We start from the raw sequence: 25,832 nt of genomic DNA, 5'->3' as shown, positions 1-25,832 counted from the left end.
GCTTTATGGGAGAAAGAAATGATGGTGCAAGTATAAAAAACTTAAGGATAAGTTTATGAGTATTAATGACACGGTTTTTATCATTGATAATAATGCAAGTCGTAGTGACAAGTTACGTACGATACTTGATTTTATCGGTGAATCGACTGAAGTCAGTAAATATGGCGAATGGCAAATTGCCGATATAAATCCTGAGGTGATTCTTTTTGGTGCAAGTGAATCGATTCAGGAGACTTTAAATGAACTGGACTTATTGGTAAACAAGTTTGTCAAAGTACCGGTTATTGTGGTGGGACAAAAACTAAATCATACTCAATGCCTATTGCGTAATGTCGTTTCTTGTCAACCTTTCCCCTTTAGCTATGCTCAAATCATGGAATCTTTGCACCAATGCCAAATTGCCAAAGAGGCAGTCAATTCGATTATCATCAGCAATCAAAAAAATCCTTTATTGCGCAGTCTGGTCGGAAATAGCACGGGTATTCGCACTGTTCGCAGACTAATAGAACAAGTATCTGATACTGAAGCCAGTGTTTTAATTCTTGGAGAATCTGGAACAGGTAAAGAAGTGGTTGCTCGTAATATTCATAGTCTATCATCAAGAGCCAGTAAGCCATTTATTCCAATTAACTGCGGGGCTATTCCTGCAGAGTTACTCGAAAGCGAATTATTTGGTCATGAAAAAGGAGCATTTACCGGTGCAATTACTTCGCGGCAAGGTCGATTTGAATTAGCAAATGGAGGCACTTTATTTCTTGATGAGATAGGTGATATGCCTTTACCAATGCAAGTAAAATTATTACGAATATTACAAGAACGTTGTTTTGAGCGAGTAGGTTCCAATAAAAGTATCGATGTAAATGTTAGGATTATTGCGGCAACTCATAGAAACTTAGAGGAAGCCATTAAAGAGGGCAAATTCAGAGAGGATTTATTTTATAGACTTAATGTATTCCCTATAGAAATGCCTCCATTAAGAGAGCGTGCAGAGGATATTCCACTCTTATTTAATGAGTTGATTTCACGTATTGAGAATGAAAACCGACCTAGTGTACGTTTAATGCCAGATGCTATGGCTGCATTAACTGAGTACAGTTGGCCAGGTAATATTAGAGAATTGGCCAATTTAGTAGAGCGTTTAACTATTTTGTATCCCAAAGGAATTCTAAGTAAAGAAGATTTGCCCCCAAAAGTTCGAGGTGAATATAAAGCTCCCTATACGGAATCTGACACGTCGAATTCTGAACGAGAAGCTCTGCTGGAGGGGATGAATCAAGAGCAGACGGCTGGTACAGAGGGTATCGATTTAAAAGAGCACTTGGTGAAAACGGAGTTAGCTCTGATTAGTCAAGCTTTAAATGAAGCCGATTGGGTAGTTGCTCATGCTGCAAGTTATTTGAATATGCGACGTACCACTTTAGTTGAAAAAATGCGTAAATATGGACTTACACGTCCTGAGCGGGTATGAATTTAAGCAATAGTATTGTTTACAGACGCCTCCTCATACCGAGGGAACGAGATATCTCCCTGTTGAGAACTATGTCCTAATGGGGAGATGCCTGATGATACTCGTGATGACGGCAATCAATTAGGTGGGGCTGTGCTGCACTCAGACTAAAATGCGAATCAGTGTAAACCATTATTGTTTGGTGTCATCAGGTTTTGATTCTTCAGCAGGGGTAGGTTCTACAATAGGCGCATCAGCTTTCGGGGGTTTTGTTTCTTTAACGGGCTCAGCTTGTGTTTGCGCTGCTTTTTCTGCTTCTTGAGCTCTATTTTCTTTATAATTCTGAACGATTTCACCTACGCTCTTTTTGATGTCGGTATATAATTTGCCTGTCATTGAAGCTAACTCTTTAAGATCAGGTAGTTTTGATTTAAAGTCACTCATAGCTCACTCCATTAGGTAATCTAACTTAATTATATACCATTATCTCGAATTCGGTAGTTTATTTAGCATATTGAATATTATAGCTTTTTAGGGGCTTGTTTCCTTAGCCCCATGGGTGCATCAATCGCATTGCTGGCTTGAGTAATTTGTTAGCCAGAGATGCTTTGGGAGGAACCATGAGTTTGAATGCTTTATAATGAGCAATCCTTTCTAGGAGATAATCATCGCTGGTGCATAGCTTATCAACAAGTTTAAGATCAAAGGCATCTTTTGCTAACCAATGCTCCCCGGTAGAAACTTCATCAATATTTAATTGTTCGCGATTCGCTGCTACATAATTTCTAAACGCAGCATGTATCTTCTCCAGGTCATCCTGAGCTTTTTTTCTACCTTTTTCAGTATTCTCACCAAACAGGGTTAGCGTTCGTTTGTATTCCCCAGCAGTTAACAACTCCACATCAATCTCATGCTTTTTAAGCCAACGATGGAAATTAGGGATTTGCGCTACTACACCTATAGAGCCAATGATTGCAAAAGGGGCTGCAATGATTTTATCCGCAACACAGGCCATTAAATAACCGCCACTGGCAGCCATTTTATCGATGCTCACAGTTAAAGGAATCTTTTTATCGCGAATGCGTTGCAGTTGTGACGCTGCTAAACCATAGGTGTTGACTATACCACCAGGGCTGTCCAGGCGAACCAAAACTTCATCTTCAGGTTTGGCAGTACACAGGACTGCGGTAATTTCCTCTCTGAGTTGCTCTACCTGGGAGGCTTTAATGTCACCATGAAAATCAATAACATAAAGAGTTGGCTTTTTGTCTTTATTTTTTTTCTTCTTAGGAGGTTTCTCACCCAAAACTTTTTTATTCATTGTGGATATGATATTATCATAGTGTTCATTTAATGAGATCACCTCCAGTTTAGGCTTCGGCTTGCGACTCATAGAAAAAAATCCGGCAAATACAATCAGGCAGGCAATAACTACAGTGATTGATTTTAAAAGGAACAGACCGTATTGAGTTAAAAATTCCATTGTTGACCTTTAAAAAAATAAAAACAAATTATGGCGATCAATAGGGTAGTTAGCAAGGGGCTATTAAGTAGATTTAATAAGTTGTAAAAAAAGCTGGGGGTTATGGAATCTAAAATATTAAGTCCAAATGAAATTAAAAGCTTATAAAAATTTTTATCGAGTAGTAGATGAATAAAAAGCGAAGCCTGATTATAAGAAAGTACTAGCTGTAAGCCAAGGATTGGTCACTTGGTTTTTCAGCAGGCTCGAAACATCCCCAGTGAATGCATTTAGAGAAATGGTTGCGAAGCGGAAAAGAGATCTGGAGCGTGAAGGGGCTTTGGCTGTGAACCTATAATAAAATAAAGCTTGTTTTGTTTTCTAGTTCGAGTACTATTTCTTGACATAGTGTGGTCTGGGTGAAGCGTGGCGAAATATGGGGATTATCAATTTTTCCTGCTCCTCCCTAGCTTCATGAATATCCAGAAATTGAACCTACAGTATATCTTTGACCTATGCTTGATGTGATTAACCTTGATTTTGATTATCAGGATCAGCCTTTATTAAACAATGTAGCTTTTCATTTGCCTGTAGGAGGTTTGCTTCATTTGCGCGGTAGAAATGGTGCAGGCAAGACAACCTTGTTGAAATTAATTGCTGGTTTATTTCATCCGCATCACGGTGAAGTGCAATTTTTTGGCCAAAATATAGCTAAAGACTATTCCGCTTATCAACGTCAGTTGTGTTTTGTGGGTCACAAAGCCGGTATTAACCCTAATTTAACATTACGAGAGAATTGTTATTTTGATCTCCATTATGCCTCCTCATCAGCGGCGAGTGTAAAAAAAGATCAATCCAATGCAATTGAAGAACTCGCTTCGATTTTTAAACTCGAACATCACCTGGATATGGCGTGTGGGTTGTTGTCCTCTGGGCAGCGAAGGCAAGCTGGATTGTTGCGTCTATGGTTCTCCTCCTGCAAATTATGGCTTCTTGATGAACCTTTAGTTGCCTTAGATGACCGCGCAATCGAAAGGGTCATGGATAAAATAGCCAGTCATCGAAAACAGGGCGGGGCTGTTTTATTAACATCACATCAGCAATTACCACTGGATTCATCTGAATATGAGGAGTACTGTTTGTGAGCTCCTCTTTTTCTATATTTGCCAAACAATGCCAACGGGAATTACTTATTCAGATAAGGCAAATACGTTTTTTAGTGAACTCATGCCTGTTTTTCTTAATTTTTCTTTTTATGTTTCCGTTAACGATTAAGCCGGAGGTTGTCCTGCTTCGCACTATTGCTCCCGGCTTAGTCTGGATGGCAATACTTTTATCTTTGCTGCTCTCAGCAGAACGTTTATTTCAGCAAGATTATGAACAGGGCGTCATGGAACAATGGATTATTTCCGGTCACTCTTTGCCTTTACTGATTGCTGCCAAAGTAATTGCTCATTGGTTATTTAATTTGCTTCCGTTGCTCGCTTTATGTCCTTTGGTTGGCTTGCTTTTTTCATTAAGTGCTTGGGAAACTGAAGTGCTTGCACTGACTATTATTTGTGGTACTCCTTCTTTATTATTTCTTTGTGCCCTGGCTGCTTCATTTGGAGTGGGAATGAACCAAAAGGGTCTTTTGATGGCGTTGATTTTGCTGCCTTTAACCTTGCCTATTCTCATTTTTGGAAGTGGAACTGTAAATATTGCCATGCAAAACCTGCCAATTAGTGCTTATTTGGCCTTATTATCGGCTATGTCGGTAGTTGCAATGGGATTTTTACCTTACGCAATTGCCGGTATCATACGTATCAGTCATGTTGAATGAGTGAATGAAGCTTTTTGTAACCTGGATTAGCACCGCGTAATCCAGGATCTTTTTGCCGTCATTCCGAGCATGGTGAGGGATCCCCCGAATGGAGCACGAGGTGTTGATCTAAGTTCCTTCCGCTCGTGATGACGTGGTGAGGCTGCTTTTATTTGAAACGGATTTTGCGAATAAGGGGATGCGTGTTAAAATCCGCTTTTTTTGATTCCAATTATTCCTATGTGGAAATTATTATATCAACTGGCATCACCTAAGTATTTTTATAATGCCGCTGGACGTCTTACTCCAATTTTGGCTGTGGGTGCTCTAGTGGCATTAGTTGTTGGTACCATTTGGGGGTTGGCTTTTACTCCTCCTGATTATCAACAAGGCGATGCATTTCGTATTATCTATGTACATGTTCCCAGTGCATTTTTGTCGATGATGCTTTATGCCTGGATGGGGTTTTTAGCGGTATTGCTTTTGATCTGGCGAATTAAAATCGCTGGTCTTTTAATCAGCATTGTTGCTCAAATTGGCCTGAGTATGGCTTTTTTGGCTCTAGTAACCGGAAGTATTTGGGGTAAACCCATGTGGGGGGCATGGTGGGTTTGGGATGCACGTTTAACTTCTGAGTTAATTCTTCTGCTACTTTATGCAGCAATTTTAGCAACACACTATACGGTAAAAAACAAAGAAGATGGTGATAAAATCATCGCTATCTTAACTTTAGTTGGAGTCATTGATTTACCAATTATTCATTATTCAGTGTATTGGTGGAATACATTACATCAAGGCTCTACTTTATCAGTCTTTGCTAAGCCCAAAATTGATGGCAGCATGCTGTATCCTTTGTTGTTAACCATAACAGGATTTTTTTTATATTCTTTGTGGATTATTTTAGAAAAAGCACGCCAAGAATTATTGCTTAGGGAAAAAAGACAATCTTGGGTTAGGATTCAATTTGAAGGGGAATTTAAATGAATCAATTTTTAGAGTGGTTGGCAATGGGGGGGTACTCCATCTATGTCTGGCCAGCCTATGGTTTGGTGGGTGTAGTTTTGATCATGAACCTGTTAGGGATGAAATGGAAAGGGAAACAGACACGCCGACAATTACAACAATGGTTTAAGCGATAGAAAATGACTCCAGCACGCAGACGAAAGATAACCCTTTTAATATTTACCATGTCTATTTTATCTATAGCTGCCGCGTTGGTTTTGTATGCTCTAAGGCAAAATATTAGCTTATTTTATACTCCAAGCCAGGCGGTGAAGGGCGAGGCGCCACAAAAACACCCTATTCGGATAGGGGGTATGGTAGAGAAAGGTTCCATTATCCGTTCAAAAAAAGGTCTGGATGTAGCGTTTAAGATAACTGATTTTGATCAAACTATAACTGTGACGTACACAGGCATTCTTCCCGATTTATTTAGGGATGGACAGGGTGTGGTTGCTGAAGGGCAACTGATTGATAGTCAACATTTTCGCGCCTCACAAGTATTGGCGAAACATGATGCGAATTATATGCCGCCGGAAGTGAAAGCTGCTTTATCCAAAAAGGTACATACATGATTGCAGAATTAGGGCTTTTTTCTTTGATTTTGGCGTTGCTTTCCTCCATTATGCTGGCATTGATTCCCTTGGCTGGATTGCAATTTAAACGCCCAGATTGGATGGATGCTGCGAGGACTTATGTCCTTTGCCAATTTTTCTTTATCGCTTTGTCCTATTTTTTTCTGACCTTTTGTTTTTTAAAGAATGACTTTTCAGTCATTTACGTGATGAGTAATTCCAGTATTTCCTTACCTTGGTTTTACAAGCTGTGTGCGGTTTGGGGCGGACATGAAGGCTCCATGTTGTTATGGGTTTCTATCCTTAGCTTTTGGACATTGCTGGTGGCTTGTTGCAGTTCGGGTTTGGATAAGGAAATGCGTACGAGAGTTTTAGTTGTGCTTGGTTGGTTAAGTATTGGGTTTATCCTGTTTTTGCTGACTACATCTAATCCTTTTTTGCGCCAGTTTCAAGTTTTGGATACTCAAGGACGTGATTTGAATCCTTTATTGCAAGATCCTGGTTTTTTATTCCATCCACCAATGCTGTATATGGGGTATGTTGGCTTTTCGGTTGCTTTTGCCTTTGCCATTGCTGCTCTTTGGGCCGGTAAGGTAGAAGCCAGTTGGTCCAAATGGACTAGACCTTGGACATTAGCTGCCTGGTGTTGTTTAACGACTGGAATTACCTTGGGGAGCTGGTGGGCTTATCGTGAGTTAGGCTGGGGTGGTTGGTGGTTTTGGGATCCGGTAGAAAATGCTTCGTTTATGCCTTGGCTGGTAGGAACTGCGTTGTTGCATTCTTTAGCGGTGACGGAACAGCGCCAGCAATTTAAGGCGTGGACTATGTTGCTTGCAATAGCTGCATTTTCATTAAGCCTCATTGGTACTTTTCTTGTCCGCTCTGGTGTTTTGACTTCAGTTCATGCCTTTGCTGTCGATCCGCAGCGAGGATTATTTATATTAGGATTTTTAGTTTTGGTGATTGGTGGTTCTTTATTGTTATTTCTTTTTAGAGCACAAACGTTACACTCTGATGGTAATCCCAGTCCTTTATCCAGGGAAAGCGCGTTATTATTAAATAATGTTTTTTTAGTTGTAATTATGCTCACCGTCTTGATGGGTACCGTATACCCTCTACTTATTGAAGGGTTAGGACTAGGCAAACTCTCAGTAGGAGCCCCATATTTTAATTCAGTTTTCGTTCCTTTGATGATTCCCATGTTGTTATTGATGGGAGTTGGTATTCATCTAAGATGGAATAGTGATGATTGGCGTGGGGTATTAAAAAAGCTTTGGAAGCTTGCTTTGCTTAGTTTCTTGATTCCGCTCGTTTTGCTCATTGCGACCACAAAAGAGTTTAATGCTTCCGCCCTTATGGGCTTAACTCTCGCGTTTTGGGTGATCATGAGCACTGTTAAAGCGGCTTACAGACGAATTTTTGATCGCGGTTTAACTCAAGTTGGACAAGCTTATTGGGGAATGATTCTGGCGCATTTAGGCGTTGCAACCACAGTAATTGGTATTGCAGTGTCTACTGCTTACGGCGTGCAAGATGATGTGCAAATGGAACCTGGAAAAAAAGTAGCTTTGCTTGATTATTCGATAGCGTTTATGAGTCAGGAGCCTTTATCTGGACCTAACTATAAGGGAACTAGAGCACAATTTGAAATAAGTTATAAAGGGAAAACGAAACTGATTTATCCTGAAAAAAGATTGTATAATATAGGCCAAATGGCTATGACTGAATCCGCAATTGATGTAACTCCCTTTAGAGATATTTATGTTGCTTTAGGTGAGCCATTAACCAATGATTCCTGGTCGGTAAGATTATACTATAAACCTTTAATACGCTGGATTTGGGCTGGCGGATTTATGATACTGGCAGGTGGTTTTTTTGCGCTGACTGATAGACGATATTATCAAAAAAAGGCAATCGTTGTCAGGGCTCAGGAGTTGAAGGCATGAAAAGAATAGGATGGAAAGTAGCTCCAATTACTCTTTTTTTATTGCTTTGTATTTTTCTTTGGCGTGGTTTATCTTTAAATCCCCATGAGCTGCCTTCGGTGCAACTTGGTAAGTCATTACCTCCATTTAGTCTACCGCAATTGAATAATCCGAATTCATTTTTTGATTCCAAGCAGTTGCGTGGTCAGGTTGTTTTGCTAAATGTTTGGGCAAGTTGGTGTGCGGCCTGTGTCGAGGAACAGGTTCTCATGTTGCAACTGGCACGTGAAGGTATACCAATTTATGGATTAAATTATAAAGATCAATCGGTTAATGCACTTCGATGGTTAGAGCAGTGGGGAAATCCTTATAAGCTCGTGATTGAAGATAGGGATGGAAAAGTGGCTATCGATTTAGGTGTTTATGGCGCACCAGAAACCTTTGTCATTGATAAGCAAGGAATAATTCGGTATCGACATGTTGGCATCATGACACAAAAGGTATGGCTAAAAGAAATTTTACCTTTAATCAAACGTTTGGAGCAGGCCTAGTGGCTCGAGTATTTTGCATATTTTGGGGCGTTTTAATTTTTTTAGGTTCGCCTGCTTGGGCAAACAGTACTTATCCTTTGGATTCCGCTCAAAAGGAAGCTCAGTTTAATCATCTACTTAAAGACTTACGTTGTTTGGTTTGTCAAAATCAAGATCTGGCCGACTCTAATGCAGAATTGGCCAAAGACTTGCGTGCCCAGGTGTATCAAATGGTAAAGGAAGGGAAGAGTGATTCTGAAATCAGTGATTATCTGACTGCTCGTTATGGCGATTTTATATTGTTTAACCCCCCGGTTAAGGCAGTAACTTATTTATTGTGGTTTGGACCTATTTTATTTTTAGTATTAGGGTTTGTTATTTTTTGGCGGACTTGTTTTCGAATGCGAGAGAGGGAAAGGACCTAATCAATCCACTGATTGTAACCAAATCGGAGTTAGCCTGTCCCACGCTTATTTGTTCTAATGGAACTCTTTATCGAATTCTATGTCCCACGGAAAAGGCATTAAATCGTGTATCAGGGTCTTTAGCCCTGATTATTTTTGAATTGGTGATTTTTTATGAATGAATGGTGGTTGTTGGGAGCCTTAGCCGCTCTAACTGGATTAGCTTGTATTTTCATGGTTTCTCCATTCAGACGCCGTTTTATTGCCAGTTTGCTCTTGTTTCCTACTGTGTTTTTGATGGCATTTACGGCATATTTTTATTGGGGCGGTTTTGGCGGTTGGCAGCAGTATGTTCACCACCTGAAGTCCCAGGAACAAGCTAAAAAAATATTGGAATCGGTTAAGAGTCCTCAAGAATTAATCGATAAATTAAAAGCAAAATTGGATGATAGTCCTGAGAGTGCTAAGGGTTGGTATCTTTTAGGGCGTTTATACAGTAGCCAAAATGACAAGCAAAATGCAGTGAATGCTTTTGCTAAAGCCTATCAGTTTAATCCGGATGATGAACAATTTGCAGTGAATTATGCGCACAGTTTGTGGGTATTAAATAATCAGCAATTTACTGAGCAGATTACTGAGCTATTTAGACGATTATTAAAAAATAATCCCAACCAGGCGGATGCCCTCGCGATGCTTGCGATGGATGCTTTTGTCAGTCATGCCTATGAAGATGCAATAAGTTATTGGCAGCGTTTATTAAAATTGGCACCAGAGCAATCAGAAGAAGCTCAAGCCATTCGCAAGGCAATTGCCAAAGCTGAAGAACGCATTCAGTTGAGAGATAAAAATTTGGATTAACCTCAGCGCTATTCTTTCGCACGGCATAACCTGAAAGAAGACTCTTTAATTCCAAGCATAGCGTGCATCCTCTCTGATGTGCCAGGTGTTATGGTGCGAATATTTCGCATTGGACTGATCAAAGGCGAAAATCCTGCTATTGAGAATTATTTTGCATTGGCACCCTGGTCTAATCTTAGGATTTATTTTATGCCTCAATACTTGAAAGGATTAATTAATGAGGAAATAAGATTGATGTAAAGGATGAATTCAACGCGCCAAAAAAATGACACGTTGAATTTTAAAAGCTCAACCCAAAGGCCAAAGATTTTTAATGGAACAGACTGTTGTTTATCGTAATCGAATGAACGAGAGTACTTTGTTCTGGCTCTGAATTAGAATTAAAGAATCCTTTTTTAAACCCTCCAAAGGTATATTCTTTTTTCGGAACAGTTAACTCTGGTTTCAAATCAATTGCAATGGGTTTGGGAGCAACGGCAACTGGTTTCAGAACAAGGGCAACTGGAGTACTCTCTAAAGTTTGTTGAGTCACTTGAGTAAGAGTATTCGCATCATGATATGCTTGGAGGAAGCGAGTATGTTCATCATTTGAAATAATAGAGTATTTCTCAAATGTAGTTAAAATACTGTCTAATTTTTTTTCATCAATCGATACAGAAAATTGAGCATGATAATGATTATCATCCATTTTAAAACTGTCTTGATGATACAAATAATGATCGGGGTCATCACGATGTACAAAGCGATAGACTCCTAACTCATTTTTTCGTTCCATAAAGAAGTGATCAACTTCGGCGCTAACACAATCCATTTGAGAAAATAATATGAGAAAAAGTAAGCTTAGTTCATCTTTTACAGGTGGAATGGGAAGACTTTTTGATAAATCGGGTTTGGGATATACAGTCAAGGTATCATTATACAAACTAAGATTAACTTTTTTGCATAAATGGGTGAAGGCTTTAGGCATAAAAACTCCTAATCGATTGTTGAAAAAAAAACTGCACGAAGTTTGGTTGATAAGTTTAATAAAAAACATTAAGGTTTTATTAAGAGCCGGTACTAGGCCTTCAAAAATATAAAAAAATAGGAGTTTTTTCGGGAGTTTATGGTTATGAGCTCAAACGTGCTCTATTTGTAATGCAATTAATTTTAAATCTGCTAGTCTATAGATAGACATCAGAATTTTAAGGAGAAAATGATGTATAAGAGGGTATTGTTTGCTACTGACTTTGATGAAGTTGGTATTATAGCAGCGCATAAGGCAAAAAAAATTGCTGATGAGAATGGTGCTGACTTGATATTAGTTCATGTCGTAGAACCCATTCCTGCTTATGCTTATCCTGGTTTTGCCGGGTTTGCTGAGGTTGAATTATCCATTCGTGAGCAAGCTGAAAAAGAGCTCAATGAATTGGGTCAAAAATTGGGAGTAGATGCAAAACACCGATTTATTGAATTTGGTTCCACTAAAAATGAAATTTTAAGAGTGGCTCAAGAGCGACAAATTGACTTGATTGTCACCGGTAGTCATGGCAAACATGGTCTTTCATTATTGTTAGGTTCCACAGCAAATTCCATTTTACATGGTGCTCAATGTGATGTTTTGATTGTCCGCTCAATTACACCAGAGAAGCATACGAAAGAGAAGCATGCATAATACTAATATTGACGGAATGTAGCCTGAATGCATTGTAGCCCGGATTAGCGCAGCGTAATCCGGGGATTTAGAGGTCATTCATGTCGATTCCCGGATCACGCTGCGCTAATCCGGGCTACAAAAGAATCCAGGTAACCAATAGCCACTAATATCCCATTTTGAATTTCTCTTATTATTTCTCAATAGAGTAGAAAACAAGTATACTATTGGATTCGGAGTTACACGATTGAACTATATATGAAATTGTTGCGCGGCATTCAACATTTTTCTGCTTTTGATAAAGGCGTGGTCGCTACTATTGGTAATTTTGATGGGGTGCACTTGGGCCATCAAAATCTTCTTAAGACTTTAAGAAACAAAGCAAATCACTTAAAGTTGCCTTTGGTCCTTATTTTATTTGAACCTCAGCCCAGAGAATACTTTCAACAGGAGAAAGCGCCCGCAAGACTCTCGAGCTTAAGAGAGAAATTGGATGTATTGCGTTCATGTCAGATCGATTATGTGTACTGTATTAAATTTGATAATGCATTAGCGCAAACAACAGCCACTGAGTTTGTCCGCACTTATTTATTTTCTATATTAAATGTGAAACATCTTCTGATCGGTGAAGACTTCCGGTTTGGTAAAAACAGGGAAGGGGATGTGAGTTTATTAATGAAACTTGGTGCAGAACAAGCCTGTGATGTGAGTATTTATTCAAACTTTTGCATTAATGAAGACCGAATTAGTTCAACCCGAATTAGAATGGCCTTACAGCATGGTGATATGAATACAGCAGCAAAGTATTTAGGTAGGCTGTATAGTATTTGTGGTCGTGTATTACATGGGGACGGTCGCGGGCGTCAGTGGGGAATTCCTACGGCAAATCTTGCGCTTCATCGTACTTCGTTGCCTTTACAGGGTGTATTTGTAGTTCAAGTTCGAATCGCATCCAAAATAGTGTATGGCGTAGCCAATGTCGGACGTCGCCCGACAGTGGATGGAAGCAAGAATATTTTGGAAGTGCATCTGTTTGATTTTGATCAGTCAATTTATGGCCAATTATTGCAGGTGTTTTTCTTGCACAAATTGCGTGATGAGGTTAAATTCACTTCAGTGGATGCTTTAATTGCGCAGATTTATGATGATATTGCGGCAGCTAAAGAATTCCTCAGGGATTATAATGAACTACCTCAATATCAAAATCTGGGTGTCGATTTGAATGCAAGCTGAATGAAAAATATTTTAACGGATGATGCGGTGTGCACTATTCGTTTCATTCGAGAAGCACTCAATGGGGCTGTACCCTGATTTGGGGTGAGTAATCACCAAAATTTAACGATTTCGCAGAGTGAACCTTATGGCAGAATATAAAGATACATTAAATCTTCCGAATACTTCATTTCCAATGAAGGCAAGCTTGGCTACTCGAGAGCCTGAAGTTTTGGCCAATTGGCAGACCAAAAAGGTATATGAACAAATTCGTAGAGCACGTGCTGGAAGTAAGCGTTTTATTTTGCATGATGGTCCTCCTTATGCAAATGGTCATTTACATTGCGGACATGCGTTAAATAAAATTCTGAAAGATATTATCATTAAATCCAAATCACTCAGCGGATATGATGCACCATTTGTCCCTGGATGGGATTGTCATGGATTGCCTATAGAGCTCAATGTAGAGAAAAAGATAGGTCGTGTTGGCGATAAGGTATCCGCCAAGGTATTTCGTGCTAAATGTCGTGAGTATGCTGCCAGTCAAATCGACATCCAACGTGATGAATTTCAACGACTCGGGGTTTTTGGAGATTGGTATAATCCTTATGTAACTATGGATTTTCGCTATGAGGCCAATATCGTACGCGCTCTCGGTTTGATGATCAAAAACGGCCATTTGCAACAAGGCTTTAAACCCGTACATTGGTGTATTGATTGCGGTTCTGCCTTGGCAGAAGCTGAGGTCGACTATGATGAGAAGACTTCACCATCAATCGATGTCGCTTTTTTTGCAGTAAAGCCTGAAGAGTTTATTGACCTATTTAATGTAAACGCAGAAACAAAACCGCTAAGCCTGCCTATTTGGACTACTACGCCTTGGACCTTACCTGCTAACGAAGCGGTATGCTTGCATCCAGCAATTGATTATTCTTTAGTCGATACAGGCGATTCTTATTTGATTCTTGCCACCGATTTGGTCGAATCTGCGATGGCCCGTTATCAGATGAGTCAATATGCTATTCGTGGCTCGGCAAAGGGAAAAGCTTTTGAGCATTTGAAATTAAAACATCCTTTTTATGATCGAGTTGTACCCGTCATACTAGGGGAGCATGTTACAACTGAATCAGGTACTGGAAGTGTGCATACTGCACCTGCTCATGGTCCAGATGATTATCTGGTAGGACAAGCCTATAATTTACCCTTAATTAATCCTGTTAAAGGAAATGGTTGTTTTGCTGATGATGTAGCTTTGTTTGCTGGACTTTCTGTATTAAAAGCGAATGACACCATTTTGGGAGTTTTGGCTGAAAAAGGTGTTCTTTTAGCGAAAGAAAATATTAGACACAGTTACCCTCATTGCTGGCGACATAAATCACCCATGATTTTCTTGGCTACGCCTCAATGGTTTATCTCTATGGATAAAAGTCAATTAAGAGAGCATATTGTTAACGAAATCGAGAAAGTAACTTGGGTTCCTGATTGGGGGAAAGCGCGTATCAGCAACATGGTCGAAAATAGGCCTGACTGGTGTATATCAAGACAAAGAGCTTGGGGAACCCCTATGCCTTTGTTTGTTCATAACACGACTCGTGAATTGCACCCAAATACCCTGGAGTTCATTGAAAAGATTGCGTTAGTTATTGAGAAATCTGGTATTGATGCTTGGTTTGAATTGGATAAAAGAGATCTACTAGGGGATGATGCCGAGTTTTATGACAAAATTAATGACACTATGGATGTGTGGTTCGATTCCGGTGTAACCCACTTCTGTGTTTTGCAGCAAAATAATGCATTGGCATTTCCCGCAGACATTTATTTTGAAGGTTCCGATCAGCATCGCGGTTGGTTTAACTCGTCACTAACTACTTCAGTAGCCATGTATGGAGTCGCTCCTTATAAAACGGTATTGACCCATGGTTATACTGTGGATGCTGAGGGTAAAAAGCTTTCTAAATCCAAAGGAAATTATGTTGCTTTAGATCAACTCGTCAATCAGCATGGTGCTGACATATTGCGCTTATGGGTAGCGTCGACAGATTATCGTCATGAAGTGAGTATTTCGGATGAAATTATCAAACGAAATGCAGATGCCTATCGAAGAATTCGTAATACCGCGCGCTTTTTGTTGGCGAATTTATTCGATTTTGATCCAGCCGTGGATTGCGTGCAAGACAAAGATCTTTTGGAATTAGATAAATGGGCATTAAAACGCAGCCAAGGGTTACAAGAAGAAATTATAGAAGCCTATGAAGGCTATCAATTTCATATTATCTATCAAAAAATTCATAATTTCTGTGCGGTAGATATGGGAAGTTTTTATCTTGATTTGATTAAGGACAGACAATACACCACGGCAAAAGAAAGTAAAGCGAGACGTTCTTGCCAAACTGCTATGTATCATATAGTTCGTGCATTTACACTTTGGCTTGCACCGATATTGTCCTTTACTGCCGAGGAAATAGGTCGCTATATCCCTGGTTACAATCAAGAGTCCGTGTTTACCGAGCTATGGTATGATGCGTGGCCCAAAATAGACGATGTGAATATGGCGGACTGGGACGAACTGCATTTAATTCGTGACGAGGTCAATAAGGCTCTCGAAGAAACGCGCCAAAAAGGAGAAATTGGTTCTGCCTTAGCTGCTGAGGTTACCTTATATGCAGACGATAAAGTTCTACCTAAGCTCACTCGTTTGGGCGAGGAATTGCGCTTTTTATTAATCACCTCTGGGGCAATCGTACATCCCAAGAGCTCAGTTCCAGCTGGATTATCTACTACGCCTTATGGTGTGTCCATTGCCGTTTCTGCAAGTTCGCATGAAAAATGTGCTCGTTGTTGGCACCGAAGACCTGATGTTGGTCAAGACAGTCAGCATCCTGAGTTGTGTTTACGGTGTGTTGGTAATATTAGTGGTCAAGAGGAAATGAGGCAATTTATATGAAAAAATGGCCATGGTTTTTACTTAGTTTTGCAGTAATTGTTTTTGATCAAGCAAGCAAATACTTGGTAGGGGTACTTCTAACTCCGTATAAACCATTGCCTGTTTTTCCCATGTTTAACCTGACCCTGGCCTATAATTCTGGTGCGGCATTTAGTTTTTTAAGCGGTGCTGGAGATTGGCACAGATGGTTTTTTGCCGGTTTTAGTCTCATCGTAAGTACGATACTTGCCATTTGGTTATATCGTACTGCAAGCCAGGCTAAATTACTTTTAGCCGGAATCAGCCTCATTTTAGGGGGGGCAGTGGGTAATTTGTTCGATAGGGCCTATCATGGTTATGTGATTGATTTTCTCGATGTCTATTATAAACATCATCATTTCGCTACTTTTAACGTTGCTGACAGCGCGATTTGTATCGGTGCTGGATTCTTTCTTTTGGATCTATTAGTGAATAAACAGGAGTCCTAATCTGTTTATAAATAGAAACAGGTAAAGTTCATTAAAAAATATAAACAGTTCAAAGAATAAGGCTCTTTCCGGCTTGCAGCCTTGCTTATAGGCACTCTAAATTTGGGGCCAATTCCTTTTTTCTTAAGAGCTTTGTCTATAAACGGGTATTTCCTCACATAGGGCTTCTTCTGCTTTTTCTTTTAATTCTTGGAATTGACTATTGATTTTCTTTTTTGCTGTATCGTATGTTATTCCTAACACTGCTTTTACTTGATTAAAACGTTCTTCTGGGGAGTTTAAAGTTACAGCTTTCTTTAACTCATCAAACAGTGTTCTATAAGTGGGGGAAAAAAAAGATAATAGGGTATGACCCCATGTAGCCTCTTTGGATTTGACAAATTCAGTCACTAATTGAATAACATTCGATTCTTGGCTGCGAGATGCCTTTACCATATGATTCAGACTCAGTTGAAGTCCTTGTACGTTATCTAATGCTCTAGCTATTGACTTATCTAAGGCCAATATTTTCTCGGCGGTGGATAGGTGAGACGGCAAAGGTTGTTGGGTGTAGCTCAGAGTACTTACGGCTTCATTCAGAAATAGTCCAAAAGATTTTTCAACATCAGTACAATCTGCATGTTTTTTCATTAGTTCAATTTTTTTATGAATTTCTTTGAGCGATTTAACCGTTTCTTTTTGTTGTTCTAAATTTTTTTTAAAGGCTTCAATATCACTATTTATTTTCTCTAAGATATTGGTTTTTTTGTGTTCCATAACGTCTAAAAGTTCGGCTTTGAGCGAATCCATTTCCATCTTTTTTAATCCGGTCAAATTTTTTAATTCTTTTTCTATATCGTCAATCAGTTGACAAGGTCTTTCTCCAGCCGGAATTAATTTGTGCTTTTTAATTTGAGGTTGAATGGCGTTAAGAGGTTCTTTAGCCGCGTTACTTTTGCTGAGGAGAACGTTCACAGAAATCGTGTTACTTGCAATTCCACCCCAACCCTTAGAAGGTCCCCAGCTCCCGGTCCAAAATGCCGCTGCAGCTTGTTTCAGATATGAGCCGTGTTGGTAATTAAAATAGAGTTGCCATCCAGGTCTTTCTTGCTTTGGTACCTCAAGATCGGCTAAAAGCTGATCGAATTTTGCTTGCGTAGGATACTCCTTCCAAAATAGCTTCATTTTTTCTTGTTCTTCTTTTTCCTTATCGTTGCCCTCTGATGGCTGCTTATTTAACAATTGTTGTAATTTATCTATTCGAGCACATTGTTCTTCTGATGTATCCAGTTCTTGCTGTTTTTGCTCTTGTTGTTTTTTTAAAAGGACTAATTGCTCTTTGAACTGCTGATATAAAACTTCTTCCTTTGAGATCAGTTTTTGAAAGGCGTCATTGATTTGTTTAGCTTGTTTGCTTTCACGTTCTAATTGTTGTTTTAATTCAGTAAACTTAGTCGCTATCAAAGTTTTTATTATGAGTATGTCATTTTTATAGGGTCTTGCTAGGAGTCCTGCACTTGATATCTTTGCTTCAAATGCACATGCCGCAGCGTAAAGCGTTAATAAAGTTTCATGCCTGGTTTGATTACATTGACTGATATCATATTTTTGAATCCAATCTTTCATTCCATTTAGAACATTATGAGTAGCTACTGTATTAAAATTAAATCCCTTGACCCACCCATTGCTTAATCCAGCTAATAGGGTATCAATGGGGGTGATTTCCTGATGATCTTTGGGGAGATCATTTTTACGTTCTATTGCCAATGCGGCTAAAGCAAAAGCTAGGGTCCACGTACGCTTTTTATCACTTTGCTCATCAATTGTCGCAGACATATTATTGGGCTTGTCCTCCATTTCTTTGCCAATAAATGCCAACTGTTGGTCAAGTGGCAATTGTTCTTTGCTGTGCTTTATAAATCCAATTAGAGCATTTTTAATGCCTTTTTTGTATTTAGCAAAGTCTGAATCTATTTTAGTTTTTTCACCAAAACTCGAAAGAGTAGCTGCTGCTTTATCCAATATCGTATCAGTAAGCATAGAATCAAAGCCTATAATATTACTTATTGTTTATTATAAGTGCTTCAACATTAAGGAACTATTATTAATTTTTTTTAGAGGGCAAATGGACAGCTTATACCAAGGAACGACCACATTTGGACCGTTCACCAAGGCTTATTCATCCTGCGTAAAATAGAGCTAGGCCAAAATGCTTGTTGTAAGCGCATTGAGCTGTTTTGTATCTGGATTATGGATACTCACTGCGGCTACTGCAGGTAAATTCAGGAAATGTTCTGCTTCTTCCCATTCAATTTCAGCGGGAAATAATTTTAGATGAGGAAGGCATTTATTTAAAAGGGTACAAAAAGCCAAATCCGCGGGAAACGGGCGAACATGCGTGTAACCAAGACTCATCACTGCCATTGCTTCTGAAATGGTAGCCACTCCGGGTAGGTAATTGAATGAGTAAACGTTGGCTGTTTGTGCAATTTCGGGTAAATAACCAGGGCTAGTTGCAAAATGCACACTTGCCTGATAACAATTTTCAAGTTGTTGGGTATCAATCACACCGCCAGCACCAATTTTAAGAGATGGGTAGCGGGCAACTGCTTGAGCTAATAATTTTTGATCAGTTGAATTAATTTCAACCAAGTCAAAACCAGCATCTTTAATTTGTTGTAATCGTTCAAACAAAAAATTGTCTACATCCAGTGATATAATTACAGATTGATTGCCCAGTAACTTATCTAAGATCATAGTGAGTCCTACGGTGATGTATAGTATTTTTTAGTAAACTTTGTTTCATATGAGCGTAAAGTTTAATGTTAGAAGAGTTAGATTGTATTGGCAAGTATATTAATGATTCTTAGTTAAAGAAATTAAGGATATTAATTAGACCCTCGACCGGGATCTTGGTAAAAAAGGATTATGTCCAAGCATTAGGCTCCAAAAAGACAGGTTACCTTGTCTCCTGGAGCTTAGTGATGATGGGTATTAGGCCTGTCAAAGAGTTGTTAGAGAGCAAACTGAATAAGAATACCGTGGATAAAGTGCTCATATATACTCCTAATCGATAAATTAGTTGAATTACATAATCAACATGGATAAAGCCGTTCCAATCATCATCAAGTTTTCAGTGAGTGAAATAAATCCTAAAGGTACGTTACTGTCGCCCCCCACACAGGCGCATTTTAGCTCACGTTTGTCGATATAAACGGCTTTAAACACAGAAAGAGAACCTACCGTTCCAATAAATAAGGCAACGGGAATGGAAAACCAATTGAGTGTTCCTGAAATCATTAATATGCCTGCCGAACCCTCAGCATATGGATAAATATAGCTGTAAGGAACCCAACGTTTAGCCAAAAGATCATAGTTTAGAAACATCGTTGAAAAACTTTCGATATTCTGTAATTTTAATAGAGCAAGAACTGCCATGCTAAAAGCAATAAACCAGCCCAAAGCACTAACAGTAAACAGGTTCCCAAAGAACGCGTAACTCACTGATGTTGCCATCATCGCAGTAATTACAAAAAGTACTATGACTGGTCGATAACTTTTTTCTTTAGGATCTCTGAACTTCTTCTTAAAGTGACGTCGCAAATCATCATAACCCCCAATCCGCTCTCCATGGATAAAAGTTTGAGGTGTGGTTTTCACATCGTGCTTTTGTTTGAACGCATTGACTTGCTCACGTGTTGATAGCCAATTATCTTCCACCTCATAACCTTGGCGCTTCAATAAATCTCTAGCTTTAAGGCCATAGGGACAAACGTGATGTTTCATCACCATGCGATACAGAATTGCTTTTTTAATAGAAGGATTGCTCATTTCTATACCCTTTAATTGATGGTCCAAAAATAGTAATATAGAGTACGTACCATAGTACGGAGTCAAGTAATGCATGATAAGAAAATTAGTGAATTTGCTAAATTATGTGGAGTTGGGGTTGAAACCATACGTTATTATCAACGCCAAGGTCTACTTCATGTCCCGTTGCGTCACAATCAATTTGGAACCGGAAAAATAAGACGTTATGGTGATAATGATATAAGCCGTTTAAGGTTTATCCTGTTAGCTAAAAAAGCAGGCTTTACTCTAAAAGAAATAAAAGAACTCTTAGATTTTGATGCGAATAATGATCGGGAGCGTGTAAGAGACATGGCTCAAAAGCGTATTGAAAAACTTAACCTAAAAATTAATGAGTTAAGAGAGGCTCGTAACACGTTATCACTTTTGGTAGCTCAATGTAGAGACAGTATTTCTTCGCCTTGTCCGATTCTAATGACTTTTGAAAAAAGTTAAATGAGTAAGAGAGAGGAACGTTTTTTAAAGAGGCTCAATATCGTCAAGATGATTTAGCAATTTTATCAGCTTATTTCACTGAGAATATTAACCGTTATGGTGTTTTTTATTTGTCCAGGTCATGTCAGACGATGCCATTACAGTTTGGTATTAATAGCGATTATAAATCGAGCAGTACTCGTTTTTGCTAAGATTCCGGTCTGGACAATGAGTTTGAATCAATTAGGGTCTGTAAAAAGACCCTAAAGTGTAGCCTGAGTATCTCATTGAGTATTCACAGGATAGATTTCCTCAGTTATCGACGGCTAAGATCCCTACATATTCGTAGCGGAGGGTGATATGGTATCGGGTTCTCGTTTTTGTTGTTCTATCGGACCCTGTTCTGGGGTGACATTCTCCTTATAGGCTTCTTCAAATGCAGCCATATGCTTCAGGAATGCATTCATGGTGACTTCAGGCACTGGGGTTTGCTTTAACATTTCCTTTAGATTATCCAGGGTAGATGGCTTATCTTTTGATTGGCTTTTTTTGGCCTCATCTGTTAGGAATTTATCTGCTTCCTCTTTCACTCGTGGATCTTGAATTTCATCGACAAATTTAAATAATTTACCCCAAGTTGTTTGAGTACCTGGCTTTTGTCCTTGATTCAGTGTTTGGACAAATGCCGCATTAAAAATTTGTTGCGGAGTCTGAATTGGAGTTGAGCCGACTTTGGATGATTGTGGTGTTTGAGCTAATGTTGGCAATGGAACTGAAGGGGTAGTGAGAGTGGAGCGAGGTGCTTTCAACGCTAAATTGTCCGTTGGATTTTGTTGTAAAGACTGCTGTACTGTGGCACGTGCTGATTGCATTAACCTCGCCTGGTTTTCTAGCATTGTTTTTTCTGCTTTGTTTTGTGCAAGACTCAGTGCATTGAGGTGTAATGCTTTATCATTCTCTGCAATACTTTTCGCGTTGAATTCTAATGCCTCTTTTTTGGTGTCTTTTACAACATCTCTTACGACTTGAATGTCCTTTTTCTCACGTTGGAACGCTTTTTGCGCTTCCTCTTTTTGGCTTGGGGTCATCTGATCAAAGGATTCCCCTTTTTTGATTAGAAAATAATTTCCATTTTTATCTTTGACAATTTCTTTATTTCGAGGAATAACAAAAGCAGCATCTTTCATGCTAGCGGGTTTTCCCTGAGCATCAACGAATTGTTTTCCGCCTTCTTTTTTAGTAGCGATTATATCATTCAAGTTGGCAATTTTTGATTCGATGGCATTGAGCTGATGTCCTTTTGCATAAACTTGCTCGTCGGTTAGCTTTAATTTCGGATCCATCATCTCATCAGCGATTTCATTGGCCCGTTCTTGGAGTTTTTCGATTTCAGCTCGAATCTCTGCTTCTGATTGTTCTTCGAACTTAGGAGCGTCGTCTAAACTCTTCTCCATCGCATCATATTTATTTTCAATTAAATTTTTCTCTTGTGCTAACTTTTTTGAACGGTTCTCAAGTGCCTTTCGATCTTCTTCAAGCTGTTTTATCGTATTATCATAACCTTTAATGGCTTCCTGGGTGGCTTTGTTTGGTTCAGGAGGGGTTGCTTTTTGCTGCGCTTTTTGCTCATCTTTCATCGTTTTTTCTTGTTGCATTGCGATCAACTCATTTTGAGCTTTTTTAGCTTCTGCTTCATCCTCTTCCATGAGAAAATGGAAAAAGGCCCTTCTTTGTTCCTCCATCCGGATTTGTTCTTGAAGTTGCTGCTGCTGCCATTCTTCAATAGCTCTCTCGTTTTCTTTTTCAGTAACAAGCCTCTCCGTTGTTGTTTCTCCAGCAGGGGTTAACAAAAAACGTCTTAAACTGTCAGAATCTTGTAGACCAAAAAGGCTAAGATTTATTGAAGAATTAGGATCATCATCTATCTTAGTTTTTATCGATTCAGCTAATTTGTTATCCAGGGCTTTATATTCAATGGGTGTAAGCACTTCAGAGAGGGATTGTTTCGATAGCGTCATATATATATCCTCTTACAGCTTATTATAATTATATAATACTGGTCAATAAAATACCAAAGTTTGGCTGTTTTTAAAGTAGGTGTACCCTACATACTATAGTTAATTACCTCTTTTTGGGAAGAAGCTTTCGGAATACTTTGCGAATTTTTTACTGGAAATATAGAGGGATGATGAGGTATTGGGCTATGGCGGTCTTCTAACAAGTGTGCGTCACCGCTGTTATCCAAAAGTGTTCGTAACAAACAATGACTGCTTGAGTGCGGGATCAATTCATAACGTCGGGGATCACTGGAGTAATATTCTGCATCGTTTAAAGTCGTGTGCAATTTTAGATCTTCATGTGCAAATGCCCAATGGTATAAATGACCACGTTGACTTTCTATAAAAGATAATAATGTTTGTTTCAGAGCACAGGCTTGGTTATCGATCCAGTTACAGGCCATAACGATTCCTTTTGCACTGGCTGCAAACAAGACACCTAAGGATTGATCCCATACTTCACCGAGCGTACATATAATATTGCCTAAAGCATAGGCAAGAATACGGGTTATAGGATTTAAAAGAGTAAGCCCGATACGTGTAGTAAACGAGATGAAATCAAGAATAGGCAAGATAAGGAGATTTTTGGCTAATTGTAACAGCGGTATGCAAAGGACACGAACACTATTAATGCAGAGATTGAGGAATTGATCATCAGAAAAATGGCCAAATGGCCAGGTAAAACCATAAAGCGGGGAAAACCGGAAATTGACTAAAAAATTCTCTGAGGGCGGCCGTGTAGAAAAGGAAAGTAGTAATTCGCCTGTATCACTGATGTTACCGAGAATTGCAAGTGTTTTAGTGAATAGATTCGTAATCCCACGAAAGGGGACATGGATAAAAAGGGCGCTTGCCTCAAGCAGTGGAATAGTAAGCAGCGCTAAAATAAAATCAATGCTGGCGGCAAAAATTTGCTTGCTGAGATTTTTAAACAGCCTCCAACTTTTTCCCAAACCTTTGAGAAAGCCATCATAAAATCCATAATGGTAGCCTTCAAAAAAAGGAGCAATACCAAGTTTCCCTAAGTTTACAAAAAATTTGCATAGCCATTTACAAGTCCCTAAAAACCAATCGTCACCTGGGTGCATGATCGTATCGTAAATAGCAGCTCCGCCTTTTCCACCTAATGCAGCGTAATTAGTATAAGGAAATTCCCCCATTTCGCGTCCTAGCGAAGGAATTACTTTTGTCAAACTATAACCTAAACTCAGCGCCAACGAAGCGATAATGGCAATTTCTGCTGGATCTTCTTTGAGTACATTCACCGCCTCAACAAAAAATTTATCCAGGTTGCCACCCGCCACGACACCTTGCCAGTAGGTTATCGATGCAGAAATTGCTTCAGAAATTGTTCCATGACTCATCCAATGAGCTAATTTTTGTGTCGGCTCAATGCCTGAGATTAAACCGTGCAAGTGTAATTTGGTTAAAATCGATTTAAGGAATTCGGGAGCAAGTACAGCGCCACCACCGTAGGCATAGGCAGCCATCGCTAAAGTACCAATCAAGGGATTTCTTTCACTCACGTCGATAAAAAAACTGGCAATATGGCGTATTACTTCCAACGCTCGATGAAAGGGATTGTCATAAGCATGGGGACTGGGCGGATGATTGGAGCGTGCAATGATGTAAGGGCTGTCGCTAATTCGTTCTTTAATAAACTCTTCTAAGGTTTGTCCCGTAGCTAAAAGTCCTTTGTTTTCTAAGGCCAAAATAAGAGAGTTTCTTGCTTTAGCGTGCTGTTTTTGTTGTTTTTTTAGCTCAAAGGAATCTTGCGGGGGGAGGTGTGTGTCATGGATATGATTGAAAAAATCGTCATGTAAGTCATGAATTATAAAACGATTCATGCTTTTATAGAAGTTATGGAAAAATCGAGGTATTCGTGAAAAAAAGGCATTAAGTTTAAGGCCGACACGTTCAGGTAAATAGAGATGACGTTTACTAATTTGTCCTAAAGTATATAAATCTTGTCCTTCCGGCAATGGATAGAAAAGCCCCTCATGAATGAAATAACGAACTTGCACCAATTGGTTTTCTTGCCTTATCAGGACGAGTTGCTCATTAGCAATAATTGCCCAGCTTCCATGGGGTAATTGGTTCAGCATTTTTTTTGCTTTTTTTATGTTACTTACCCATGTGGGTTCGCTAGAACTATCGATTAGTTGGTTAATTAAGGTTTTTAAATCGGGATAACCTTTTTGTGGAAAACCTTGAAGTCTGTAGTAGGGCGTTATTTGGGTTATTGTTAAACCATCCAAGCGCTTTAATACCTCGGTTTTATGTTCCGGCTTGGCATTCATTGATAAATAATTGATCCAATCATGGCCATCTCGCCATAATTTATTAAAAAAAGCAGCAAGCTGGACAAATCGATTTGCAGGGACATTGCTCAACTTTGCTGCATGTGACAATTTATAATAATCACAGATAACCCTTAAAGCATCATCTAAATCCTTGCTGTTATGGCCTATATGGAGTTCGCTGTCCCAAACAAGACAAGGGTGTGGTGCTGCATGTTTTTTTAAGATATGGCTAAAATCCATTTGGTCTTGCCGCGAGACGGAAAAAACACGGTTGAATGAATGATTTTGCGCCGTTTTATGAGCCTCATAAAGAATATCTCCTAGACTACCTTCGGATACGAGGGGAGTAGTCGAAATTAAGCGATTTTGATTGGAGCAATGTCCTATGATATCAATCACTTGTTTTTTTAGTGCCTGATGCCCTTCATGATCCTGGCTGCTTAGTTTCCGTTCTTTCTTTAACAATTTTTTTAATGAATCAATGCATTCGTTTGCGAGTCGCAGCTTTTGCTCTTGTGCCGAGGTGAGAGGATGGCTGTAACTGGCTGAACGTATTCGGTAGCGATGAACTTTGCTGATGATGTTAGCAACTAATGAAGCGGGTCGATCTCCTGGAAGAAGTTGGATTAGTTCGTCGTGGTGGGTGAATAACATAAGCTGCACGGTTTTTTTATCATGGTTGGCAATTAAGCGCAGCCTGTCACCTCCAGGGAGGAGGTATTCCATATTATAATGCCCATAAAGTACTGCCCCTGCTTCATGGCTGAATGGACTTCCAGTAACCGTGGGTAGTGCTTGATGGCTAAAGGGGGTAATGGTTAAGGGAACGATAATTTGTGTGTGCCCTTTTGTCGTTACAAAATCAGACATCGGAACCATCCTTTGTTCACATACTGCACAGGATACTTGGTTTTTTAATGAAATATCAAGTAGGAGCGGCTACAAAATCTGG

Annotated in this window: 23 protein-coding genes; 15 read left to right on the top strand and 8 right to left on the bottom strand. The window is 39.3% G+C overall.

Going from position 1 to position 25,832, the window contains the following annotated elements:
- Positions 1-55: 55 nt before the first annotated feature.
- Entirely contained in the window at positions 56-1,468 is a 1,413-nt protein-coding gene (locus tag OQJ13_RS02970; RefSeq protein ID WP_265709094.1) for a sigma-54 dependent transcriptional regulator, read from the top strand.
- Positions 1,469-1,639: 171 nt separating this feature from the next.
- On the opposite strand, the gene OQJ13_RS02965 is transcribed toward OQJ13_RS02970, so the two are convergent.
- Together OQJ13_RS02965 and sohB are read right to left on the bottom strand one after the other, a co-directional pair.
- The gene (locus tag OQJ13_RS02965) at positions 1,640-1,891 is read right to left on the bottom strand and encodes a hypothetical protein (protein WP_265709093.1); all 252 of its coding nucleotides are present in this window, start codon (positions 1,889-1,891) and stop codon (positions 1,640-1,642) included.
- A gap of 103 nt (positions 1,892-1,994) precedes the next feature.
- On the bottom strand, positions 1,995-2,930 hold the full coding sequence (gene sohB / locus OQJ13_RS02960) for a protease SohB (protein ID WP_265709092.1): 936 nt from the start codon (positions 2,928-2,930) through the stop codon (positions 1,995-1,997).
- Positions 2,931-3,424: 494 nt separating this feature from the next.
- On the opposite strand from sohB, the gene ccmA reads away from it, so the two are divergent.
- The 9 genes from ccmA (at position 3,425) to OQJ13_RS02915 (ending at position 10,001) form a co-directional block, all read left to right on the top strand.
- Entirely contained in the window at positions 3,425-4,054 is a 630-nt protein-coding gene (gene ccmA, locus OQJ13_RS02955) for a heme ABC exporter ATP-binding protein CcmA (protein WP_265709091.1), read from the top strand.
- Positions 4,051-4,731 carry a heme exporter protein CcmB gene (gene ccmB, locus OQJ13_RS02950; protein ID WP_265709089.1) on the top strand — a complete coding sequence of 227 codons (681 nt, stop codon included), beginning with the start codon at positions 4,051-4,053 and terminating at the stop codon, positions 4,729-4,731. The genes ccmA and ccmB overlap by 4 nt, the downstream gene beginning before the upstream one ends.
- Before the next feature lie 219 nt (positions 4,732-4,950).
- Positions 4,951-5,694 carry a heme ABC transporter permease CcmC gene (gene ccmC, locus OQJ13_RS02945; RefSeq protein WP_265709087.1) on the top strand — a complete coding sequence of 248 codons (744 nt, stop codon included), beginning with the start codon at positions 4,951-4,953 and terminating at the stop codon, positions 5,692-5,694.
- On the top strand, positions 5,691-5,849 hold the full coding sequence (gene ccmD / locus OQJ13_RS02940) for a heme exporter protein CcmD (protein WP_265709086.1): 159 nt from the start codon (positions 5,691-5,693) through the stop codon (positions 5,847-5,849). Before ccmC ends, ccmD begins: the two co-directional genes overlap by 4 nt.
- A 3-nt stretch (positions 5,850-5,852) precedes the next feature.
- Positions 5,853-6,284, top strand: a complete 432-nt coding sequence (ccmE, locus tag OQJ13_RS02935; protein ID WP_265709084.1) for a cytochrome c maturation protein CcmE — start codon at positions 5,853-5,855, stop codon at positions 6,282-6,284.
- Entirely contained in the window at positions 6,281-8,230 is a 1,950-nt protein-coding gene (locus tag OQJ13_RS02930; RefSeq protein WP_265709083.1) for a heme lyase CcmF/NrfE family subunit, read from the top strand. Before ccmE ends, OQJ13_RS02930 begins: the two co-directional genes overlap by 4 nt.
- The gene (locus OQJ13_RS02925; RefSeq protein WP_265709081.1) at positions 8,227-8,760 is read left to right on the top strand and encodes a DsbE family thiol:disulfide interchange protein; all 534 of its coding nucleotides are present in this window, start codon (positions 8,227-8,229) and stop codon (positions 8,758-8,760) included. The genes OQJ13_RS02930 and OQJ13_RS02925 overlap by 4 nt, the downstream gene beginning before the upstream one ends.
- A 17-nt stretch (positions 8,761-8,777) precedes the next feature.
- Entirely contained in the window at positions 8,778-9,164 is a 387-nt protein-coding gene (locus OQJ13_RS02920; RefSeq protein ID WP_265711874.1) for a cytochrome c-type biogenesis protein, read from the top strand.
- A 153-nt stretch (positions 9,165-9,317) separates the two neighbouring features.
- Positions 9,318-10,001, top strand: a complete 684-nt coding sequence (locus OQJ13_RS02915; RefSeq protein ID WP_265709079.1) for a tetratricopeptide repeat protein — start codon at positions 9,318-9,320, stop codon at positions 9,999-10,001.
- Positions 10,002-10,311: 310 nt separating this feature from the next.
- On the opposite strand, the gene OQJ13_RS02910 is transcribed toward OQJ13_RS02915, so the two are convergent.
- On the bottom strand, positions 10,312-10,968 hold the full coding sequence (locus OQJ13_RS02910; RefSeq protein WP_265709078.1) for a hypothetical protein: 657 nt from the start codon (positions 10,966-10,968) through the stop codon (positions 10,312-10,314).
- Between the two features lie 231 nt (positions 10,969-11,199).
- Between OQJ13_RS02910 and OQJ13_RS02905 the strand changes: the two genes are divergently transcribed.
- The 4 genes from OQJ13_RS02905 to lspA all read left to right on the top strand — a co-directional run bounded on the left by OQJ13_RS02905 (position 11,200) and on the right by lspA (position 16,257).
- Positions 11,200-11,655 carry a universal stress protein gene (locus OQJ13_RS02905; RefSeq protein ID WP_265711873.1) on the top strand — a complete coding sequence of 152 codons (456 nt, stop codon included), beginning with the start codon at positions 11,200-11,202 and terminating at the stop codon, positions 11,653-11,655.
- Between the two features lie 237 nt (positions 11,656-11,892).
- A complete protein-coding gene (ribF, locus tag OQJ13_RS02900) occupies positions 11,893-12,867 on the top strand; it encodes a bifunctional riboflavin kinase/FAD synthetase (protein ID WP_265709076.1) in 975 nt (324 codons plus the stop codon).
- A gap of 127 nt (positions 12,868-12,994) precedes the next feature.
- Positions 12,995-15,790 (top strand): isoleucine--tRNA ligase, encoded by a 2,796-nt coding sequence (ileS, locus tag OQJ13_RS02895; protein WP_265709074.1) that lies wholly within the window; start codon positions 12,995-12,997, stop codon positions 15,788-15,790.
- The gene (gene lspA / locus OQJ13_RS02890) at positions 15,787-16,257 is read left to right on the top strand and encodes a signal peptidase II (RefSeq protein ID WP_265709072.1); all 471 of its coding nucleotides are present in this window, start codon (positions 15,787-15,789) and stop codon (positions 16,255-16,257) included. Before ileS ends, lspA begins: the two co-directional genes overlap by 4 nt.
- 123 nt (positions 16,258-16,380) lie before the next feature.
- Here lspA and OQJ13_RS02885 read toward each other — a convergent pair whose 3' ends face one another.
- From OQJ13_RS02885 to OQJ13_RS02875, 3 genes are all read right to left on the bottom strand, one after another.
- On the bottom strand, positions 16,381-18,276 hold the full coding sequence (locus OQJ13_RS02885) for a hypothetical protein (protein ID WP_265709070.1): 1,896 nt from the start codon (positions 18,274-18,276) through the stop codon (positions 16,381-16,383).
- Positions 18,277-18,435: 159 nt separating this feature from the next.
- Positions 18,436-18,993, bottom strand: coding sequence for a bifunctional 4-hydroxy-2-oxoglutarate aldolase/2-dehydro-3-deoxy-phosphogluconate aldolase (locus OQJ13_RS02880; RefSeq protein WP_028380153.1), 558 nt, complete (start codon positions 18,991-18,993; stop codon positions 18,436-18,438).
- A gap of 330 nt (positions 18,994-19,323) precedes the next feature.
- The gene (locus OQJ13_RS02875; RefSeq protein WP_265709068.1) at positions 19,324-20,067 is read right to left on the bottom strand and encodes a glutaredoxin; all 744 of its coding nucleotides are present in this window, start codon (positions 20,065-20,067) and stop codon (positions 19,324-19,326) included.
- 69 nt (positions 20,068-20,136) lie between these two features.
- On the opposite strand from OQJ13_RS02875, the gene OQJ13_RS02870 reads away from it, so the two are divergent.
- Positions 20,137-20,541 (top strand): MerR family transcriptional regulator, encoded by a 405-nt coding sequence (locus OQJ13_RS02870; RefSeq protein WP_265709067.1) that lies wholly within the window; start codon positions 20,137-20,139, stop codon positions 20,539-20,541.
- Between the two features lie 314 nt (positions 20,542-20,855).
- On the opposite strand, the gene OQJ13_RS02865 is transcribed toward OQJ13_RS02870, so the two are convergent.
- Together OQJ13_RS02865 and OQJ13_RS02860 are read right to left on the bottom strand one after the other, a co-directional pair.
- The gene (locus OQJ13_RS02865; protein ID WP_265709066.1) at positions 20,856-22,538 is read right to left on the bottom strand and encodes a coiled coil protein; all 1,683 of its coding nucleotides are present in this window, start codon (positions 22,536-22,538) and stop codon (positions 20,856-20,858) included.
- 86 nt (positions 22,539-22,624) lie between these two features.
- Complete coding sequence (locus OQJ13_RS02860) at positions 22,625-25,750, bottom strand: hypothetical protein (RefSeq protein WP_265709065.1); 3,126 nt, start codon at positions 25,748-25,750, stop codon at positions 22,625-22,627.
- Positions 25,751-25,832: the final 82 nt, after the last annotated feature.

The organism is Legionella sp. PATHC035, from assembly GCF_026191115.1.
In the GTDB taxonomy this organism is placed as follows: domain Bacteria; phylum Pseudomonadota; class Gammaproteobacteria; order Legionellales; family Legionellaceae; genus Legionella.
This window is presented reverse-complemented; position numbering and strand designations above follow the sequence as displayed.

Coding starts and splice junctions, on each gene's coding strand:
- ccmA (WP_265709091.1), top strand. CDS start 3,425: ATGCTTGATGTGATTAACCTTGATTTTGATTATCAGGATCAGCCTTTA.
- OQJ13_RS02915 (WP_265709079.1), top strand. CDS start 9,318: ATGAATGAATGGTGGTTGTTGGGAGCCTTAGCCGCTCTAACTGGATTA.
- ileS (WP_265709074.1), top strand. CDS start 12,995: ATGGCAGAATATAAAGATACATTAAATCTTCCGAATACTTCATTTCCA.
- OQJ13_RS02965 (WP_265709093.1), bottom strand. CDS start 1,891: ATGAGTGACTTTAAATCAAAACTACCTGATCTTAAAGAGTTAGCTTCA.
- sohB (WP_265709092.1), bottom strand. CDS start 2,930: ATGGAATTTTTAACTCAATACGGTCTGTTCCTTTTAAAATCAATCACT.
- OQJ13_RS02970 (WP_265709094.1), top strand. CDS start 56: ATGAGTATTAATGACACGGTTTTTATCATTGATAATAATGCAAGTCGT.
- OQJ13_RS02910 (WP_265709078.1), bottom strand. CDS start 10,968: ATGCCTAAAGCCTTCACCCATTTATGCAAAAAAGTTAATCTTAGTTTG.
- OQJ13_RS02885 (WP_265709070.1), bottom strand. CDS start 18,276: ATGCTTACTGATACGATATTGGATAAAGCAGCAGCTACTCTTTCGAGT.
- OQJ13_RS02930 (WP_265709083.1), top strand. CDS start 6,281: ATGATTGCAGAATTAGGGCTTTTTTCTTTGATTTTGGCGTTGCTTTCC.
- ccmE (WP_265709084.1), top strand. CDS start 5,853: ATGACTCCAGCACGCAGACGAAAGATAACCCTTTTAATATTTACCATG.
- OQJ13_RS02865 (WP_265709066.1), bottom strand. CDS start 22,538: ATGACGCTATCGAAACAATCCCTCTCTGAAGTGCTTACACCCATTGAA.
- ribF (WP_265709076.1), top strand. CDS start 11,893: ATGAAATTGTTGCGCGGCATTCAACATTTTTCTGCTTTTGATAAAGGC.
- OQJ13_RS02925 (WP_265709081.1), top strand. CDS start 8,227: ATGAAAAGAATAGGATGGAAAGTAGCTCCAATTACTCTTTTTTTATTG.
- OQJ13_RS02870 (WP_265709067.1), top strand. CDS start 20,137: ATGCATGATAAGAAAATTAGTGAATTTGCTAAATTATGTGGAGTTGGG.
- OQJ13_RS02860 (WP_265709065.1), bottom strand. CDS start 25,750: ATGTCTGATTTTGTAACGACAAAAGGGCACACACAAATTATCGTTCCC.
- OQJ13_RS02880 (WP_028380153.1), bottom strand. CDS start 18,993: ATGATCTTAGATAAGTTACTGGGCAATCAATCTGTAATTATATCACTG.
- ccmC (WP_265709087.1), top strand. CDS start 4,951: ATGTGGAAATTATTATATCAACTGGCATCACCTAAGTATTTTTATAAT.
- lspA (WP_265709072.1), top strand. CDS start 15,787: ATGAAAAAATGGCCATGGTTTTTACTTAGTTTTGCAGTAATTGTTTTT.
- OQJ13_RS02905 (WP_265711873.1), top strand. CDS start 11,200: ATGTATAAGAGGGTATTGTTTGCTACTGACTTTGATGAAGTTGGTATT.
- OQJ13_RS02875 (WP_265709068.1), bottom strand. CDS start 20,067: ATGAGCAATCCTTCTATTAAAAAAGCAATTCTGTATCGCATGGTGATG.
- ccmD (WP_265709086.1), top strand. CDS start 5,691: ATGAATCAATTTTTAGAGTGGTTGGCAATGGGGGGGTACTCCATCTAT.